This window comes from Lysinibacillus sphaericus (assembly GCF_002982115.1).
In the GTDB taxonomy this organism is placed as follows: domain Bacteria; phylum Bacillota; class Bacilli; order Bacillales_A; family Planococcaceae; genus Lysinibacillus; species Lysinibacillus sphaericus.
In genome coordinates this window covers 2,499,012-2,517,564 of record NZ_CP019980.1, presented here as the reverse complement: position 1 = coordinate 2,517,564, position 18,553 = coordinate 2,499,012, and the positions used below count along the sequence as shown (strand labels likewise).

The 18,553-nt window shown below is 33.6% G+C and carries 15 protein-coding genes and 1 other annotated feature (1 of these 16 running past the window's edge); of the genes, 9 read left to right on the top strand and 6 right to left on the bottom strand.

What is annotated here, in order from left to right; genetic code table 11:
* Positions 1 to 44: a binding site (T-box leader), on the top strand; it begins 195 nt to the left of the window's first position.
* A gap of 136 nt (positions 45 to 180) precedes the next feature.
* Entirely contained in the window at positions 181 to 558 is a 378-nt protein-coding gene (locus tag LS41612_RS23510; RefSeq protein WP_137034857.1) for a DUF5915 domain-containing protein, read from the top strand.
* A 733-nt stretch (positions 559 to 1,291) separates the two neighbouring features.
* Entirely contained in the window at positions 1,292 to 2,158 is an 867-nt protein-coding gene (locus LS41612_RS12700) for a helix-turn-helix domain-containing protein (protein ID WP_024361817.1), read from the top strand.
* A gap of 47 nt (positions 2,159 to 2,205) precedes the next feature.
* Here the strand turns inward: LS41612_RS12700 and LS41612_RS12695 are convergent, their stop codons facing one another.
* From LS41612_RS12695 to LS41612_RS12670, 4 genes are all read right to left on the bottom strand, one after another.
* Entirely contained in the window at positions 2,206 to 3,423 is a 1,218-nt protein-coding gene (locus tag LS41612_RS12695; RefSeq protein WP_024361816.1) for an MFS transporter, read from the bottom strand.
* A gap of 381 nt (positions 3,424 to 3,804) precedes the next feature.
* A complete protein-coding gene (locus LS41612_RS12685; RefSeq protein ID WP_024361815.1) occupies positions 3,805 to 4,752 on the bottom strand; it encodes a hypothetical protein in 948 nt (315 codons plus the stop codon).
* Positions 4,753 to 4,754: 2 nt separating this feature from the next.
* Positions 4,755 to 5,816 carry an arginase family protein gene (locus LS41612_RS12680; RefSeq protein WP_024361814.1) on the bottom strand — a complete coding sequence of 354 codons (1,062 nt, stop codon included), beginning with the start codon at positions 5,814 to 5,816 and terminating at the stop codon, positions 4,755 to 4,757.
* A gap of 1,421 nt (positions 5,817 to 7,237) precedes the next feature.
* The gene (locus tag LS41612_RS12670; protein WP_024361812.1) at positions 7,238 to 7,840 is read right to left on the bottom strand and encodes a LysE/ArgO family amino acid transporter; all 603 of its coding nucleotides are present in this window, start codon (positions 7,838 to 7,840) and stop codon (positions 7,238 to 7,240) included.
* Positions 7,841 to 7,940: 100 nt separating this feature from the next.
* Here LS41612_RS12670 and LS41612_RS12665 point away from each other — a divergent pair, with 100 nt between their 5' ends.
* The 3 genes from LS41612_RS12665 to LS41612_RS12660 all read left to right on the top strand — a co-directional run bounded on the left by LS41612_RS12665 (position 7,941) and on the right by LS41612_RS12660 (position 10,632).
* The gene (locus LS41612_RS12665; protein ID WP_024361811.1) at positions 7,941 to 9,368 is read left to right on the top strand and encodes an aminotransferase-like domain-containing protein; all 1,428 of its coding nucleotides are present in this window, start codon (positions 7,941 to 7,943) and stop codon (positions 9,366 to 9,368) included.
* An 845-nt stretch (positions 9,369 to 10,213) separates the two neighbouring features.
* On the top strand, positions 10,214 to 10,375 hold the full coding sequence (locus LS41612_RS23160) for a hypothetical protein (protein ID WP_158694858.1): 162 nt from the start codon (positions 10,214 to 10,216) through the stop codon (positions 10,373 to 10,375).
* A 20-nt stretch (positions 10,376 to 10,395) separates the two neighbouring features.
* Entirely contained in the window at positions 10,396 to 10,632 is a 237-nt protein-coding gene (locus tag LS41612_RS12660) for a hypothetical protein (protein ID WP_024361810.1), read from the top strand.
* Between the two features lie 53 nt (positions 10,633 to 10,685).
* Here the strand turns inward: LS41612_RS12660 and LS41612_RS12655 are convergent, their stop codons facing one another.
* Entirely contained in the window at positions 10,686 to 11,837 is a 1,152-nt protein-coding gene (locus LS41612_RS12655) for an MFS transporter (protein ID WP_024361809.1), read from the bottom strand.
* 97 nt (positions 11,838 to 11,934) lie between these two features.
* On the opposite strand from LS41612_RS12655, the gene yeiL reads away from it, so the two are divergent.
* The gene (gene yeiL / locus LS41612_RS12650) at positions 11,935 to 12,600 is read left to right on the top strand and encodes a transcriptional regulator YeiL (protein ID WP_024361808.1); all 666 of its coding nucleotides are present in this window, start codon (positions 11,935 to 11,937) and stop codon (positions 12,598 to 12,600) included.
* Here the strand turns inward: yeiL and LS41612_RS12645 are convergent.
* Positions 12,594 to 12,935, bottom strand: coding sequence for a hypothetical protein (locus tag LS41612_RS12645; protein WP_024361807.1), 342 nt, complete (start codon positions 12,933 to 12,935; stop codon positions 12,594 to 12,596). The two genes, yeiL and LS41612_RS12645, sit on opposite strands and share 7 nt — an antisense overlap.
* 282 nt (positions 12,936 to 13,217) lie before the next feature.
* On the opposite strand from LS41612_RS12645, the gene LS41612_RS12640 reads away from it, so the two are divergent.
* From LS41612_RS12640 to LS41612_RS12630, 3 genes are all read left to right on the top strand, one after another.
* Positions 13,218 to 14,198, top strand: coding sequence for a diaminopimelate dehydrogenase (locus tag LS41612_RS12640; RefSeq protein ID WP_024361806.1), 981 nt, complete (start codon positions 13,218 to 13,220; stop codon positions 14,196 to 14,198).
* A gap of 227 nt (positions 14,199 to 14,425) precedes the next feature.
* Positions 14,426 to 17,614 (top strand): BTAD domain-containing putative transcriptional regulator, encoded by a 3,189-nt coding sequence (locus LS41612_RS12635; RefSeq protein WP_024361805.1) that lies wholly within the window; start codon positions 14,426 to 14,428, stop codon positions 17,612 to 17,614.
* A gap of 72 nt (positions 17,615 to 17,686) precedes the next feature.
* The gene (locus LS41612_RS12630) at positions 17,687 to 18,517 is read left to right on the top strand and encodes an alpha/beta fold hydrolase (RefSeq protein WP_024361804.1); all 831 of its coding nucleotides are present in this window, start codon (positions 17,687 to 17,689) and stop codon (positions 18,515 to 18,517) included.
* Positions 18,518 to 18,553: the final 36 nt, after the last annotated feature.

The window sequence follows — 18,553 nt, the reverse complement described above, 5'->3', positions numbered from 1 at the left end:
TCAATAGAATTAGGGTGGTATTCACGGTTAACCTCGTCCCTTACTTGGGACGGGGTTTTTGTATGCCTTTTATACACGACTGTATAGGAGGAATTTACATGCAAGTTGACAACAACAAAGAGACAACTGTAGAAAGGGAAACAAGAATTCATAAAATATGGGAGGAAGAACGAACGTTTCATGCATCCATCAGTAATCGTTCTGCTAAAAAGCCCTTTGTATTTTATGAAGGACCACCTACAGCAAATAACACATGTGTTAAAAGAGTCCATAGTGAAGGAGCAACATGTGTTAGCAAAAGAGAATGAATGTCGTGTCTTACTTGATACACATTTAACAGAAGACTTACTTCAGGAAGGTCAAATAAGAGAGTTAATACGTACCATTCAAGAAACCCGCAAAAAATGGCAGTTACCAGTTGAACAATATATCTCGCTTTCTATTTCTACAGATGCTGAAACAGTGAAAATCATCCAACAGTATATGGCATTATCAAAAGCTAATGTATGGTTAAATGACATTTTGTTCGGGGAAAGTGCAATTTGGAGAACCATGTGATTCAGGAGAAATTGTTTGATAGGGAAATGGGGATTACGTTTATTTTCTAATTATATATAGTTTAAGAAAAGTCAATTAAAGGATGCGCTAAAACCTTTTAATCGACTTTTCTTACTATTTATATTTAGACATAATTACAAATTAAACAATGTTTTAGTACTAAGATATTTTCTTTATTTAAGAAAGCTTATTGTTTTTTTTAATGCCCACAACAGTAGAAAGTGCCCCTATTAGAAAGAAGATTAAACCTTGAGAAAAATCTAAGACTATAAATATTCCACCGATAAATAGATAGCTTGCCTCAATAGGGTTTTTATAATTAATCCTTTCAAGATATCAGCTCTAGCAAACAATAAATTACTTTTAAAAATGTATATATTCTTTATTGTTAAATTATATTATATATCAATTCTGTTCACAAAATATTCAAAAAATAGACACTTTTCATCTTGCAAAAGGCATTTTATACTAATTTGTAAAAATAATATTTATCTTCAAAGAGGGTGGGTAGAATGTCTTTAAAATTAATAAAAGTAGAAAATATAAGTAAGCTATTCAGAAAAGTGGTTCCCTAGTATAAGCGCTTTGATTGAACGACCTGCTTTTTTGATTAAGAACGCTAATTCTTTAATATTAGGTTCAAAAGAATATTTATTCACTATTTCTTTATTATTATTTTTTTAGACAATTTGATCAATAATTTCTACTTTAATACATGATAAAGGTGATTTTTATGGATAACTTAGGTAATACTTTTCGCAAGTTACGGTTACACAAAGGTTATAGTCTTAATAATACAGCAAAAGATATAATGTCTGTTTCTCATTTATCTAAATTTGAAAGAGATGAAACTGGCATAACTGTTTCTAAGTTATTATTGTTACTTAATCGAATTAATGTAAGTTTTGAAGAATTTATCTATATCAATAATGAATTTAAAGTAGAGCATTTTGAAGAATTAATTATAAACATGAAGGAATCTTATTTACGTGGAGATTTAAAGTTTTTGAATAAGTTAAGAAATGATGAAATTTTTAAATTTGAACTAACTAATGTATTGTCATATAAATTAAACAGCATCATGATCGAAGCAATTATTTCGGACCTTACTGCCAACAAAGTTAAACAAGAAAATTTAAAAATACTTGTTGATTATTTATGGCAAGTAGAGGTCTGGGGAGAATATGAAATAATTCTTTATGGAAATACGTTACATTTATTGGATATAGATGTTGTAATTATGCTATCATCAGAAGTCATTAAAAAGAGTATATATTTCAAAAACATGTTAAGTTACAAGCGTAATTTATTTGATATCTATTTTAATACTATTAGAACATGTCTGGAGCATAATAAGTTGAAAGAAACCGAAGCATACTTATATGAATTAAAAAATCAAAATATACCTGAAACCTTTATTTTAGAAAAAACAATTCTAAATTTTTACTTGGGTATATTTAAAATGCATACAAAATATAAACAAGGTCTTGAACTTGCTCAAGAATCAATATATATATTGCATAAGGTTGAATCCTTGAATCATGCTCTAAATTATGAAGAATACTTACAAACATATATAAAAAGGCTTAAAAAAGATTAATAATATAATAGCCAGCTATCAATAAAAAAACAGATAGCTGGATTTTTTTAAGAATGCCTTTCTTCTAAGATTTCCTTTTTATTTCGTAAAGATGGTAAGTAGAAAATCGTTACTAAAGCAATTAATATTAAATAGGATGCAATAATAAAACCTGTATTAATTATGCCGATACGATCAATAAAGTATCCGAAAAGTAGATAACCTGGCAAGCTTACTCCAGTGTAAACGAAGTGGTATAAGCTGTATACTCGTGAAAGATATTTCTCTTCTACATTGCTTTGTAAATACGTATTTATAAAAATTAAAAATAAACCTTGTGCAAATCCACCGAAAAGTAATCCTATTAACAATACCGCCAATGGTAATTTCAATGAGAATAAAGCGATAATAATACCAAAGAATAGACTTGAAGCATAAAGCCCTATTTTAGGATTAATTCGTTTGTATAAGTAAGGCGATATGAAAGATCCTAAACCAATTCCAATCAAACTATATGTGGTAATTATATATAAATCTTCATGTGGTCGTTCCAATACTTCCACTAAATACGATATTAAATAAAGATCCACTGACGAACCAACTAACCATGCTGCACCAAATATTTGAAACAGCTTACTATATAATTTATTTATTTTAATATAAGCTAATCCAGCTTTTACGTCCTGTATAATAGTTTTTGGTTCGTTGGTTGATAAATTTTTGTGATATGGCTTTACTGCTAAAATCATAATCATCGAAATAATGTAAAATGAGCCAACGATAAGTAGCAAACTAGAATAACTCAATCCACTTTTAATCGACCACGCCCCCACGCTATAAGAACCTATTTTTGCAAAGAGCATTGTGATTTGGATATAACTATTTGCATTTGCTAAATATTCCTTCTTAACAATTCTGGGCAATAGAGAAGAATTGGCCGGGATGTAAAATATATTACACAAGACAATGGCAAAGACAAATATATAAATGGTAGCAGGTGTTAAATGAATTGTGTTAATTAATGCTAGACATCCAACTAAAACAAATCGTATTATGTCAGTAAAACTCATGACTTTTTGAAGGTATTTTCTTTCAATAATTGCCCCCGCTGGCAAAGAAAATATTATTGCTGGAAGTGTAGAAAAAATAAAGAAAATTGAAAGTCCGATAGCGCGAATACCAAAATTGCCTAACATAGATAATAGAATTATAAATAACATAGCATCTGCAAATACACTAAAAAAACGAGAGAAAAACAGTAAAACAAAATTATGATTTTTAAACATAGTAGTCCCCCTAGGCAAATGATTACTGGTTGGTCATCTTTACTTTGTAAACTACTCACCACTCAGTTAAACATAACAATTCTTAACGCTTGAAGTGGACGTTTCTTGGGGATAGAGCATACTTGCAAGTGTGTCTTTACTTGCAGTGGTGTCTATTATTTCCTAAGCTATTCCGTAGTTCCTATGGTATCTATTTCTAGCTAAGCAAATGGCTTTCATTCTTAGACCTCAGTCAGAATATTGATACTTGCTTCTATATCGCATGATATGCATGACAAATAGGACAAGTCCATTCTAGAATTTCGAACGGTTTCTTGCTGTCTTTGTATCCACATGCTGAACAGATTTGACTAGCTGAATTAAGTTAAGATAATCTGCTGTTTAATAATCTAACTTGTATACATTTCCTGTAGTTATATCTAATCCTAAGCCATTATTACTTCGCCAATCAATCGATGGACTATTTGTCATTGAATTGTTTATTTCTATCCAACTATTCACAAAAAGATGATGTCTATACCAAAACCTCCATAATTCAGGATGATTGATTAGTGTATTTCTAAAAATCGTGTAAATTTCATTTACAGATTGCTCAAAGTTCTCTTTTCTAAAGTATCTTAGATTCTCAGCTTTCAAACGAGGTTCTCCATCCGAATTTAAATCTGCCATTACAAGACACAGTGGCTTTTTAGTTAACAGCAGCAATCGGAAAATACCGCTTCTTAACCTTATTAATGATGTAATGTGTTGAACTTCAATTGGTTTTGAATCTTCACCAGCTCCTGTATTTCCATCCAAATATAATAGAAATGAGCCTCCTTGTTTAAGTAAGCGAAGCAACTTTAAGCCACTTATATTTTCCTCTGCTATTATGTAACTTATATTATTCTCTTGCTTAATTTCATTCCACTTTGTTAATTCTAATTCACTATCATAAGATTCTCTGTCTACTACAATATCCAATGAAAAATTGTTACCTTTATTCAAAGATTTTGTTAACTCAAGAGGCACATGACGGTAATAGCCAAAATGAAAAGTAGCAAAAATACCGCCTTTTTCAAAGCAAGAAATAATATTCTCCATACCTATTTTTTCCTTGAATCCTGAAAAAGCAAATGGCTCCTGTCTTAAGTAGTTTTGTACTTCATTATTAAAGCGATACTTTTCCCATACTTGTATTATTTTTAATTTATCATATTGTAATAAAGGTTGTAGTTCTTTTGATAAATTTACTAATGCTATAAAATTATCAAAATCAGAACCATATATCGATTCCTCACTTAATTTCAGCATACAATCATGTTGAATTTGATCTTCACTTTTTAACATGACTACTTTTCATCTCCATTTTTAGTTAATTCATCCAGTAAATATAATAAAATATGAAGAACCGAATCATATTGTTCAGGCTCACCACCTGATTGTCCTTCGACTATATCTACTGCTTTTATGGAAGGTACAATTTTAAAAATTTCCTGTATCATATTGATAACTTCTTGTAATTTTGGTCCTTCAATTTTTGGAAAATCTACTAAAGGGAAATCTCTAGGTTCTAATACATCAACATCGAATGAAACATACCCAATTATTTCATCGCCAGTATTTAATAATTCAGATACAATTGAATGAAGCTTATCTATATCAGTAAAATTGAGTTGAAAAAGTTTAGGATGATTATAATATTGCCCTAATGATCTAAGCCCTCTAACACCTATTTGAATGATTCCAGCAATCATTTCCTCTTGTAATAAAAAACGAACAAAATTGCTATGACAAATCTCTTTATCCATTTTTAAAATATCCGATCCGCAGTCATGATGAGCATCAAATTGAATAATAAGCATTCTTTTCAATAATATCTTTGTTAGATTTTTTACAAGAGTATATGTGATTGAATGATCTCCACCTACTACACAAAATTTTGTTTTTTGAGGTTCTATGTAGTTCAATACTTGAAATATTTGGTGATTAGTTTCTTCTAAACTATCGTTGACTATTGATAAATCACCATGATCGACTAACAAACAATTTTTCATCAAATATTTATCTCTTAAATAATCATAAATACCTGAAGTTTGTTCATTATATTCATCTAAATATATTGGAAGTCGTAGGCTCGATTCCCTTAAAGCAGCAGCAAAATTTTTCACTTTTGAATTACTTTTATTAGAACCTTTATTAAAAGGGATTCCAAATAAATGAACATTCCCTAATTTTTTTAATGGGTAGGAAAAGAAGGCTTTATCCGCGGCGGTAAAGAAATTCCTTTCTTCTTTATCTGTATTTTCTGTATGGCAAATTTCAGATTCCCAAAATAAGGAGTTGTTCTCGTTTGTTAAAAGAATTTTGGAATTACCATATCTTACTTTATATTTTTTATGAGTTATTTCCATATTCAACCCTCCTATATTTACTTATTTTTCTGAAAATTTTATATAGTATTAGCGCGGGTAATATCATAATAATTAATGTATTATTGAATGAACTATCGAATAGTAAAAATAAATATTGCCATGTGAGGTAAATTGATATAAGGATAGATAAAATAAATAGCAAATAAAAGAAAATAATAGAACCTTTTATATTTTTCAATAGTGGCAATAAATAATATCCGTCTAACGGTTTTAAAGGCAAAATATTAATTAAAATTGCCGGTATATGAATAACTGCAACTATTTTTATGAATAAGCTATAGTTTTGTAACAAAATCAGTATGGAAAGCGTTAGTTGCAATATGACCCCAGAGAGCGTTATAATGCAATTTTCAAAATTGCTTATTTTCCTTCCAAAACTGAAAGTAGTACAAGGGTTAACATTTTTAATATTTAGTATAATTCTTGTTTGCGTTGCTCCAAGAAGTTTTGCAGCAATAAAATGTCCAAATTCATGAACATATAGACTTAAATACGTATATAAATTAAAAACTATAAAGAATAAAAATAGATAAAATAATATCATTTTCCCCAACCTTCAAAGAAAATCATTTGTAATTTACTTTTCCTAATCAAAACTCAAACGTAAAGTAAAACACAAAGAGCGAATAATATTCGTTCTTTGTGTCTTAAAACTAGCATCGAATAACAGTAATTTTGTCACCGTTACGAACTTCTTCAAACTTTACTAATTCTTCTGAAGAAATAGGTTGTAAGTTGCTCATTTCTATACCCCTCCCTCTTATAATAATTTAAGTATATAGCGATAAGTCAGACTATTATAAAAATTATAATATTTTAAAATGAGATAATTACATGAAAAGAGGGGGTAGCTTCCTCTAAATGTAGAAAAATAATAAATACTAAGCTCTTATTAAAGCTGTTGAAGATACTTAAATTTAATAAAACTAAGTAAAATAAAAGAAATATTTTTTCATATATTAGAATTCGCTAGATAAATACGCAAGATAATTTTAAAAAAATTGAGATGATTTTCACAAAGCTTACACCACATATGTAGATTTCTATGATTGTTAAAATAAACGTTTCAATTCAATATATAGATTTCGTCTTTGCGTTAGCTATATTTTTGTTATCACTCGCTACAGTTATTTTATTAATAATGTGAGCAAAAAGGGGCTATATAGAATAGCTATTACTTGGATTGGTTTGTAAATAAATATATTGTAAATTAAAGATTTTGAAACATTAAGACCACTCCATCGAGGGGGTCTTAATGAAATTTAAAGAAGTATAATAGGCGACTTGGAGCGACCAACATTATAAATATGAATAACTTGATTAAAAGATTAGTTTATTATAACGTAATTCATAAAACGCAAAACGTTGATCAATCAAAGAACTCTAAATTATGTACTAGATTAAAGTAATCCACTCAGTAAATAAATAGCAGTTACCCAAATAAAGATTGCTGAACATTTATTGAAGAAATTCATCAGCTTGCCGGAGCCATCAAGCTTTTTGAAAGAAGCACCGGCTAATGTTAGACCGAAAAACCACAACCACGAAATGAGCACACATGCAACAGTAAAGAGTACTTGTGCTGTGCCATTATATTTTAATGCGCTGGTGCCAATCACACCAATTGTATCTAAAATAGCATGTGGATTTAATAAGGATACGGACAGCGCGAATAAAACTTGTTTTTTAACGGGCAACGTTTCGCTCTTTTGACTAGTTGTCGAATCCGAGTGCCAAATGCTATAGCCCATATATAAAAGGAATACAATTCCGACGCCCATTAAGACAAGCCGTAGCCATTCAAATTGCAAAACAATAACGGATAAACCAAAAACAGCAAGCAAAATTAATAAAGTATCGCATAGTGCCGCTGTCATAGCAGCTGGTAGGGCTAATATTAAACGTTGTTGCGTAGCACCCTGTGAAAAAACGAAGACGTTTTGTACACCTAAAGGTAAAATAAGTCCAAATGCTAAAATCATACCATGCAGAAATGCCTCCAATGACAATCCCTCCTTTCCATTCACATTCTACCTGTGCTATAACTAAAAGAAAACGACCAATTGGATGGTATTTTACCCACCCAATTTACGAGGTGAACATATGAACTGGCAACCAACTCGACAAGGAAATCGTACATTACAACAACAAATTGTAACATGGATTACAGAGCGCATTGAACGAGGGGATTGGGTTGCAGGAACAAAGTTACCAACGCAAAGGCAACTCGCAATGCAATTAGGTGTTAACCGCAGTACAGTGCAGCAAGCACTAGAGGAATTAAAGGCAGCGGGCATACTAGAAACGACGATAGGCTCAGGGATTTATGTTGCTAACACTTCTTGGCACACATTAATTAAACACAGACAACCGAATTGGCAGACGTACATAGAAACAAGTCTCCACAAACCAAATTATCATACGATTCAATTAATCAACGAATATGAGCAACGGGATAGTATCATTCGCTTAGGAACAGGAGAATTAGCACCAAGCTTATTACCTACTAGAGAAATAGAAGCATCCTTAAAGGAAATCTCTTTACTACCGAAAGTGTTAGGTTATTCATCTCCGCAAGGTAACAAGCAACTGCGGGAAGCAATTTGCCAATATGTACAAAAAAGAGGCATACAGGCACAACCCGAAAATGTCTGCATTGTTTCGGGTGGACTACAAGCATTACAGCTTATTGCAGTTGGTTTGCTAGAGCAAGGTTCCATCGTATTTCAGGAACAAACATCTTATTTAAATTCTGTTCATCCATTCCAATCTGTCGGGATGCAAATGGTGGCGATTGACCGAGATGAAGGGCTTGCTCAAACATTAGCGCACAAGAAAAGAAAAAGGCAGGCTGTTTTTTATGCTGTTCCTACGTTAAATAATCCAACTGGAGGCGTATGGACATCATTAGAAAAAAAGCAACTCTACGAGGCTTGTAAACAATGCCGCATTCCCATTATTGAAGATGATGTCTATCATGAATTACTTTTCAATGAAGGATCCCCATCTATAAAATCACTGGATGATAGCGGACAAGTTTTATATATCGGCAGTGTTTCCAAAACACTTAGTCCTGGACTGCGCATTGGTTGGTTAATCGGGCCAACAACTGTGATTGAACGCTTAGCGGATATTAAAATGCAAACAGACTATGGATCAAGTGCAATCTCGCAAGAAATTGTTTTGCATTGGCTCCAATCAGGAAAGTACGAACGCCATATAGTTGGTTTACGACAAGCGCTTCAGCAGCGGGCAAACTTTGTTGAACAGTTATTACATGAAAAACTGAAGGCCATTGCGAGTTGGGAACGATCAAAAGGTGGATTTTATATATGGCTAAAATTTCATGCACCAATCGTGGATAAAGCATTTTTTATAAAGTTATTGCAGTACAATGTTCTGATTAACCCAGGTTATATTTATGATGCGCAAGATACACAGCATATTCGACTTTCATATGCGTATGCAACACCAGAAGAATTGCAATATGGAATAGAGATGTTGGTTCAAGTAGCTAAGTCGCATTCGTAAAACGGGGAGTAGTTTACTAAATTTGTTAGTTGAAACAAGAAAAAGCGTTTTGCATTGATAAAATAACAATGCAAAACACTTTCAATTATAATCAACCACTTTGGATAGACATCTGCTACTCTAGTAAATTATCTGTTATCCATAAATAACCTAAAATAGATAGAATACCAGTTATCATAAAATACAAAGTTGCAGGAATAGCTCTTTTTTGTGGAGTGTCGTATTTACGATTCAAAAAATATTCAAAAGAAAAGATGTTTAACACCATTAGAATAAAAAGTATAACAGTAGGGTACATAGTTTGTGTGGTATGATACATGGTTAAACATGTAAATATAAAAATAGTTGAGAAATTAACGGGAATTTGGTGTTTTATATAAACAGATTTTAGTTTGGGCATGCCAGCAGACCTAGGTAGTAAGCCGTTGAAAGGGTTTAGATTTCATATTAAATCCTCCTTAAAATTGAATAATATATAATTAATTTTATAAAAATTTGGCTTAAAATCATTAATTTTATCATGTTTGAGGCTGGGACAAAAAACTAATGGATAATGTAAGTGCTGCTGTAAAACATTATAAGTAATCAGGGGTCAGAAATAATTATAATGCAACTTGTAAATTTTTAATAAAATTACATTTTTACAAAAAAATACTTCTATACTTGATATAATTTACGTTATTTGTCATGATATACAAATGATAGAATAATTATTGCCGTTTTTTGAGAGTTAACACCGTCGATTGTTGGTGTATAAATGGTATTGATTTTGACGTTTGGAAATGTTAATTTGTACTTGCTCGGGCATATCTTTATTTTTCTATCGATAGAGAGGAGAGGTTATTTTGATGAAACTAATCATTAAAATACTAATAACGTTGTTGGGTGCAGTGTTAATTTTTACAGACCTAAAAGAAAATAACACATGGTTACTTATTTTTTGTATTGCAGTCGCGTTATATATGACCTTCGAAGGGTTTTTTTACAAAAAGAAAAATCCTCAATAATGCATGAGGTGAGTGTAGATATGGAAGATAAAATTGTAGGGTCACTGTTTTTACTTATTGCAGCGATTTTAATTTCAACTCAGTATATTGTTACGGCTATCAGTGTCTCAAATTTAACGTATGTAGGTCAGGAAACTTTCTATAATTCTTTTTTTGATTCTGGCTATGTATTATTTCTTTTCAGTATCGTTTTCTTTATCTTAGGTATTCTGTTATTGGTTAGAGGGTTTACTTTGCATAAAATCAATGAAAAATAGTGTATATAAATAAAACCCCAATGGTAATCAAAACCATTGGGGTTATTCTAATTTTAGTACTGGAATCTGTTACGAGTAGCTAGCAATATACCGATTGCTGGTACTGTACAAATCAGCATCGCCGCAAAGGCGAGACCAGGGGATATTTCGTATAAATAGCCGCCTAAAAATGTGAGAATGGCAGTGCTTAAACCCATTGCCAGTGCTGAATATAAGCCTTGTGCATTAGGAATTTGTTCCTTCGGTAAGTTCTTTGTTAAATAGCCGATAAAGGCAAAGTGTGCTAATGCAAATGATAAGGCATGTAATACTTGTGAGCCGATAAATACCCAAACGTTTGGAAAAAGGAAGATGAGTAACCAACGTAACGACGATCCACTAGCTGCTAACAGTAATAGTGAAGAGGAGCGCCACTTCGTAAACAGTGTATCAGCTTTCATGAAATATAAAATTTCACAAACAACCGCAATGTTAATAATCATCCCCATATAGAATGGATCGACGTGTAAATCTTCTAAATAGATATAGCCATAACTATAGTAGGATGCATGGGCACCTTGTAATAAAATAACGATCAATAATACAATCGGAAACCCTTTAATGCTCCATAATGTTTTCATTGATAGTGATTTTGCACGTTGTTCTTTCGTAGGTACAATAAGCAATTCTTTTGGTGTTGCCATTTGTTGCATGAATAACATCCCGATAATCCCTAAAATCATGCTCCAAAAAATAATATCCTTCCCAAAAACACCTGTTAACATACTAATAATCAGTACTGCGATAACAAAGCCAAATGATCCGTAAGAACGACTTTTACCGTAATGGATATTGCCATATTGTACAAGCGTTGCCGCACTACTTTCCACGGCAGGCAATAGCGCTGGGTAAAAAATACTAAATAAAATGGTAACGAAAAGAAGAGCGATAAAACTTGTGCTTGGAATATAAAGTAAAGCTGTCAGCAATGCACCAATTGCTAGTATCGTAATCAGTCGTTTATTGTGCACATATTTTGCAAGGATTGGAAAGAAAAATAGATTCGATGTTGCCCGTGCTAAAAGACCGCAGCCCATTACAACACTTGCTTGAGATACAGTAAGGTGCTTTGCATCGACTAACCAACCTGTCCAATAAGGTAAGAAAATACCCCATGTAATAAAAAAAGCAAAGAAATTTTGAGAAAGCCATCGTTGATTGTTCATAAAATTTGGTACCTCCATTTAACTAAGTTGAATAATAGCACGTTCCTCGCTACAATAATGTGAGATATCTCATATTTTGAACAGGAGTCCATTAAAAATGCAAAAACTTACAGGGGAAGAACGTTCTTACTATATAGAAAATTTTCAAATTGAAGATTTTTTTTCGTTTAATATTCATCCTTATATAGAAATATGTAAATTTGAGAAAGGGGAATGGATTTTTAAAGAAGGGTCTTTTCCAGATACGCTGTACTATATGATGGAAGGCAAAGCAAAGTTGTATATGACACATAAAAATGGAAAGGTATCACTGATTGAATATATAGAAGCGCCATGTTTTATGGGAGAAATTGAATTGTTGAATGAGGCGAGGTATACAAAGGGGATTCAAACGGTGACAGAGACAATCTGTTTATCCATTGCGACGCAGGGATGCAAAGACATGTTATTAGCAGATGCGCCGTTTTTACGTCGATTATGTGTCTTTTTAGGGGAAAAAGCTTCCAAAATGACATCTAAGTATACGCAAAATCAGGCTTATCCACTGGAAAATCGGTTAGCTGCCTTTATCCAGCTTTCATCTGACAAAGGCATTTATAAAGAAAAACATACAGAGATTTGTGAATACTTGGGGGTCTCTTACCGGCATTTACTATATGTTCTTGCTCAATTTTGCGAAGCTAACATTTTAGAAAAGAAAAAGAACGGCTATCATATTATGGATGAGCAACGTCTGATGCAATTAGCGCAAGAAATTCAATAATAACGGTGGAGTTTGTGTCTTGCTCTGTTGTACTCACTTTTTTTAACGAGCCAGCGGGCTATTTGCTTTTCACTATGGTAGCAGTTACGGACTTTGCAACCATTTTTTATGATACTGTTAGGAAGGTCATTTATCGGTGCTAAAGGCATATTCACAAAATAAGCTACCTTTAGTGCCGTTTGGTGATTCATGAGGTTTTTTGCTGTAGATTTTTTGTTTGTTGCAATGGGAATTCTCAATTGTCTAACGAATACCGAGTTCGATTGCTGTTTGGCTTTTTTATCGTTTTTTAGAAAAACCTTCGTTGTACTAGGTGAGAAACCATAACCTTTCATTCATCATGCCCCCTTCGTCGTTACTTATATTGTACAAGACCTAGCGAGTAAAAAGTCTTGATTTACATGGCTTTTACGAAAACTTAAAAGTTCTCCTTGTTTTTTAGTAATTTGTAACCGCATTCATGCCATATGTGTATAGAAATCATAGAAAACTTGTATAATTTCTAAAGAAAAACACGTACTCAAACTATTGTGAATTTTTCTAACTCACAGTATTATTGTAAGTAGAATTAACGTGAAAGGTTTCACATTGTTACGTTAACGTGAGGAGGAATTTTAATGAGTGCAATTCGAGTAGGTATTGTCGGTTATGGAAATTTAGGGCGCGGTGTTGAATTCGCTATTTCACAAAATCCAGATATGGAATTAGTAGCGGTATTCACTCGTCGCGATCCTTCAACAGTGAGCGTTGCAAGTAACGCGAGCGTATATTTAGTAGATGATGCTGAAAAATTTCAAGATGACATTGATGTAATGATTTTATGTGGTGGCTCTGCAACAGATTTACCTGAGCAAGGTCCACACTTTGCGCAATGGTTTAATACAATTGATAGTTTTGATACTCATGCGAAAATTCCAGAGTTTTTCGATGCGGTTGACGCTGCTGCTCAAAAATCTGGTAAAGTATCTGTTATCTCTGTAGGTTGGGATCCAGGTCTATTTTCTTTAAATCGTGTTTTAGGCGAGGCAGTATTACCTGTAGGTACAACGTATACATTCTGGGGTGATGGCTTAAGTCAAGGTCACTCGGATGCAGTTCGTCGTATTGAAGGGGTTAAAAATGCTGTACAGTATACATTACCTATCAAAGATGCTGTTGAACGTGTTCGTAATGGTGAGAATCCAGAGCTTACTACACGTGAAAAGCATGCACGTGAATGCTGGGTAGTGCTTGAAGAAGGTGCAGATGCGGCAAAAGTAGAGCAAGAAATTGTAACAATGCCGAACTATTTCGATGAGTATAACACAACTGTAAACTTTATCTCTGAAGATGAGTTTAATGCCAACCATACAGGCATGCCACATGGTGGCTTCGTTATTCGTAGTGGTGAAAGCGGCGCTAATGATAAACAAATTTTAGAATTCTCGTTAAAACTTGAAAGTAATCCAAACTTCACGTCAAGTGTCCTTGTGGCTTATGCACGTGCAGCACACCGCTTAAGTCAAGCGGGTGAAAAAGGTGCAAAAACAGTATTCGATATTCCGTTCGGTCTGTTATCTCCAAAATCAGCTGCACAATTACGTAAGGAACTATTATAAAAATAAAGCCCCAATCCCGATTATCTAGCCATGATAATCGGGATTATTTTATTTCTCTATCTTTTATTTTCTACATAAAATAATAGCTTGTCGCAATATTTACTGGAAATATGTAAAACTACATATAGTATATGGTAAACTGTCAATAATTTAACTATTCAAAAAGAATGGAATGTAGTCTATTCCACAACCCGTCTTACCGTTCTTATGGGGAGGTTAGTGTAAAAATGACAGCAGATATTATTATTCAATCGAAATGTATTCCACCAATTCCATCCAATCATTGTATTCGTCGGGCTGTATTGATGAAAAAACTAAAAAAAGGTCTTGAACACACCTGTACTTTTATTCATAGTGGTGCTGGTTACGGAAAGACCACAATTTTAGCACAGTTTTTACATGCGGAATCGAGCCCGTTTTCTTGGTATAGTGTTTCCGAAGAGGATGATAATATATTACCCTTTCTAAGACATTTACTTTATAGTATTCAACGAGTGATACCGCACTTTGGTGTACATTTTGACAATTGGAATCAGGTATCACGTTTTCCTAAAATTGAAGAATTGAATCGTTGGTATAAGATATTTGTCAATAGTTTATGTGAGATTGAACACTCCTTTTTACTAGTAATTGACGACTATCATTTAGTCGACCATGAATTTCATATAAACTATGTTATGGAAAAAATTATTGAATTTTCGCCACCTCATATTCATTTTATAATCGCCTCTAGAACACTACCGAAATGGGATATCATTCGAAAATTAAAAATGCAGATGAAAGCTCATTTTATAACAGAAACGGATTTAGCATTTTCTGCTGAAGAAATTGCTGTGTTTTTTGAAGACTATGTAGCCACACACTTGTCACAAGATGAAATACTAAAAGTATTGGACATTACAGAAGGCTGGGCAATCTCCATCACATTACTAGCTGAACAATGGAATTATGAAGCGCTAGATTACTGGTTAACAATCCATTCAAACGACTTGTTTACTTACTTATCGGAGGAAGTTTTCTTCAAGATGCCTAAATTTGAGCAAAAGACATTACTTCAATTAGCGATATTTCCTACTTTCTCCGAAGCGTTAATTGCGCAGTTTTATCAGAGTGAAACCGCTGAGACATTCAAACAGTTGTTGCAAAAACATTTATTTATTCAACCAATGGCTGAAAATGGCTTTTACCGTTTTCATGCTTTATTTCGTCGATTTTTAGAATTAAAATGGCAGCAAAATCCGCAACAATTTGTTCAATTGCATGAAAAAGCTGCCTTGTTTTACGTTCAAGAAAACGATGTGCATGCTATTTTACATCATGCATTTAAAACAAATGATTCCAACTTTAGTGGCACACTATTGCAAGATTATGCGGAAAATCTAGTAAAAGCTGGTCAGTTTGAGTGGCTATTAGAGAAAATTCATCGTTTTTCGGCGGCGGAAAAAGTGCAATTTTATCGTCTCTATTTTTTTGAAGGAGAATGCCATCGATATCGAGCCTATTATGAAAAGGCTAAATATGCGTACGAAATGGCTGAAAGAATCGCTAAAAGCAATCATGATGTGCTCTATATGACAAAGGCACAGGCTGGATTAGCGCACATTTATCTTGATACAATCCAACCTGCATTAGCAGAACCCTATTTAAAGCGTGCCTTACAATTGGCTCCGGAAGCTGCGTTAAGTGAGGAAGCACTTTTAGAATTGCAACGTCAGTATGCAGAGAATCTAGTGAATTTAGGAAAGGCAAAAAAGGCACAACAATTTATAGATGAAGTCAAGTTAAATGAAGCTGTGTTGCATAGGGCAAATGTAGATGTACGTATTTTATTACGCACGGGTCAACTAGTGGAAGCAAAGAATCTTTTGATTGAAAGATTGGAAATGCCTCCGCAATTAGTAGCTACACATAGGGAAAGTGAACTTTTAGCATCCTTTGTTTTCTCCCTATTAGGTCAAGGCAAAGAAGCGTGGTATACCGCTCAGCATGGCATTCGAAGAGGGGTGCGAGAAAAGTCTATTTTTATTGAAGCAGTAGGCTACAATCGAAAAGCACATGCCTTGCTATTATTAGATTTTCCGAATTATGCTGGAGCTTGTGAAGCCTATGAGAAGGCGATTACGTTAATGAATACCATTAATATTTCGCGTGTAAAGGCGGAACCCTATATGGGACTTGCCATTGCCAAACATGCACAAGGGGATAACGTTGCTGCCAGAAAATATTTAGCTTTAGGATTGCAGGAAACGGAGCAAGTACAAGATGCTTGGATGACAGCCCTTATTTTACTTGCTGAAGTGAAGGTGATGATTTCATGTCAGGAGTGGCAGGAAGCCAAACAAATATTAGTAAAGGCACATAAGCTATTTCTTGATTGTGGCGATCAATATGGGGAGATGCATGTTTTTTTCTATCAATCTGTTATTGCCTTGCAAGAGAAAAACGCCCATCTATTTTGTCAATGTTTTCAGCACTTTGCTAGTACTTGTATTGCTAATGGCTATCATTATTTTTTTCAAAGGAAATCGATTCTTGGCCCAGCAAATTTAATGATTTTTTATGAGCTTTTGCAGTATAGTGAACACTGTGGGCTAGACAATGCTGAAATTCAAACATTGCGAAATGATTTTCAAATGGAAGGCAATATCGTGTACCCTACAGATGACATACAAGTGAATTTATTTGGTAGTTTAAATTTAATCAGAAATCATAAGAAACTGGGAGATAAAGAATGGCAACGCGAAAAATCGAAGGAGCTCTTTGTTTATTTGTATTGTCATCGCCAACGGTATATGCCTAAAGAGGAAATTGCGCATGCGTTATGGCCAGAACGTTCTGTGGAGACAGTAGATCGCGATTTTAAAGTTGTTTTAAATACTTTGTTAAAAGTGCTAGAACCAAGGCGAAATGCCCGTCAGGATAGCTTTTTTATTCATCGCAAAAACAATATGTATCAGCTACAGCATATTCAGTTTTTGCATATAGATGTCGAACGATTTTATTATTATTATACGTTAGGGATGGAGGAGTTTGACCCTCATTTTTCGGATGAGTGGCTACAACTGGCTGCGGATAGTTATACAGATGTTTTATATGCAGAAAAAAAGCAAATTGATTGGTTGACGCAAGACCGTGATAAATTACAGACTTTATATATTGAAGTACTTGAACGATTAGCCCAAAATGCCACGCGCCAACATCAGTTTAAACAAGCCATTTTTTATGCAGAGAAAATAATTCAAGAAGATATACTTTGGGAAGAAGGGTATCGTCTTTTAATGTATAGTTATTACCAATTGAATAACCGCTCACTGGCATTGAAATGGTATGAAAGATGTGTACAACAATTACAAACAGAGCTCAAAACAACGCCGTTGGAATCAACAATGGCTGTGTATGATTTAATAATGAGCTAGCAAGAATAGGTAAAGCTGTAAATGTTATTTAAATAATTTCGTAATATCTGTCGAATTATTGGAGGAGCTCAAATGCCATTTTGTCAAGTAACGAATGCAACAATCTATTATGAAGAGATAGGTGTAGGACAACCTATTATTATGCTCCACGGATTTACTCCCGATCATCGACTAATGAAGGGATGTATGGAGCCGATTTTTACGCAACGAGAGGGATGGAAACGTATTTATCTTGATTTACCAGGTATGGGTAAAACAAAAGATTATGAACACATCCATAATACAGATGATATGTTAGAAGCAGTAGTAGCGTTTATCCAGACAGTTTTGCCGAGTCAATCTTTTGTTATAGCGGGTGAATCTTATGGTGGGTACTTAACAAGAGGTATAATGCAGAAACTTGAGGATCGTATTTTAGGTGTTGCCCTTATTTGTCCGATGATTGTACCCGAAAAACAAGACCGCATTGTGCCAGCACATACGATTGTTGCAACTGATCAACCTTTTTTAGCCACATTGACGAAACAAGAAGTAGACGATTTCAGCACCCATCAAGTGGTCTTAGATGCATATAACTGGCATCGATATACGAATGAAGTATTAGTTGGCTGTCAACTGGCAGATGAGGCTTTTCTTGAAAAAATCCTGCAAAACTATGGGTTTTCCTTTGCTTTAAAGGACATTCTTTTCCAACAACCGAGTCTGTTTTTAGTAGGCAAGCAAGATTCGGTCGTCGGCTATCAAGATGCCCTTGACTTGCTTAAATTTTTCCCAAGAGCAACATTCTCCATCTTAGATAGAGCAGGGCATAATCTCCAAATAGAACAATCTCATCTTTTTCATGTGCTTGTTAGCGAATGGTTAGATCGAGTAGAAGAAACGAATAGCTCTTTTTTCTTGTAGCGCAAGTACTAGTATAAAAGAGGGGAATGTATAGAC

Coding starts and splice junctions, on each gene's coding strand:
- LS41612_RS12630 (WP_024361804.1), top strand. CDS start 17,687: ATGCCATTTTGTCAAGTAACGAATGCAACAATCTATTATGAAGAGATA.
- LS41612_RS12680 (WP_024361814.1), bottom strand. CDS start 5,816: ATGGAAATAACTCATAAAAAATATAAAGTAAGATATGGTAATTCCAAA.
- LS41612_RS12695 (WP_024361816.1), bottom strand. CDS start 3,423: ATGTTTAAAAATCATAATTTTGTTTTACTGTTTTTCTCTCGTTTTTTT.
- yeiL (WP_024361808.1), top strand. CDS start 11,935: ATGCAAAAACTTACAGGGGAAGAACGTTCTTACTATATAGAAAATTTT.
- LS41612_RS12645 (WP_024361807.1), bottom strand. CDS start 12,935: ATGAAAGGTTATGGTTTCTCACCTAGTACAACGAAGGTTTTTCTAAAA.
- LS41612_RS12655 (WP_024361809.1), bottom strand. CDS start 11,837: ATGAACAATCAACGATGGCTTTCTCAAAATTTCTTTGCTTTTTTTATT.
- LS41612_RS12685 (WP_024361815.1), bottom strand. CDS start 4,752: ATGTTAAAAAGTGAAGATCAAATTCAACATGATTGTATGCTGAAATTA.
- LS41612_RS12635 (WP_024361805.1), top strand. CDS start 14,426: ATGACAGCAGATATTATTATTCAATCGAAATGTATTCCACCAATTCCA.
- LS41612_RS12660 (WP_024361810.1), top strand. CDS start 10,396: ATGGAAGATAAAATTGTAGGGTCACTGTTTTTACTTATTGCAGCGATT.
- LS41612_RS12665 (WP_024361811.1), top strand. CDS start 7,941: ATGAACTGGCAACCAACTCGACAAGGAAATCGTACATTACAACAACAA.
- LS41612_RS12640 (WP_024361806.1), top strand. CDS start 13,218: ATGAGTGCAATTCGAGTAGGTATTGTCGGTTATGGAAATTTAGGGCGC.
- LS41612_RS23510 (WP_137034857.1), top strand. CDS start 181: ATGCATCCATCAGTAATCGTTCTGCTAAAAAGCCCTTTGTATTTTATG.
- LS41612_RS12700 (WP_024361817.1), top strand. CDS start 1,292: ATGGATAACTTAGGTAATACTTTTCGCAAGTTACGGTTACACAAAGGT.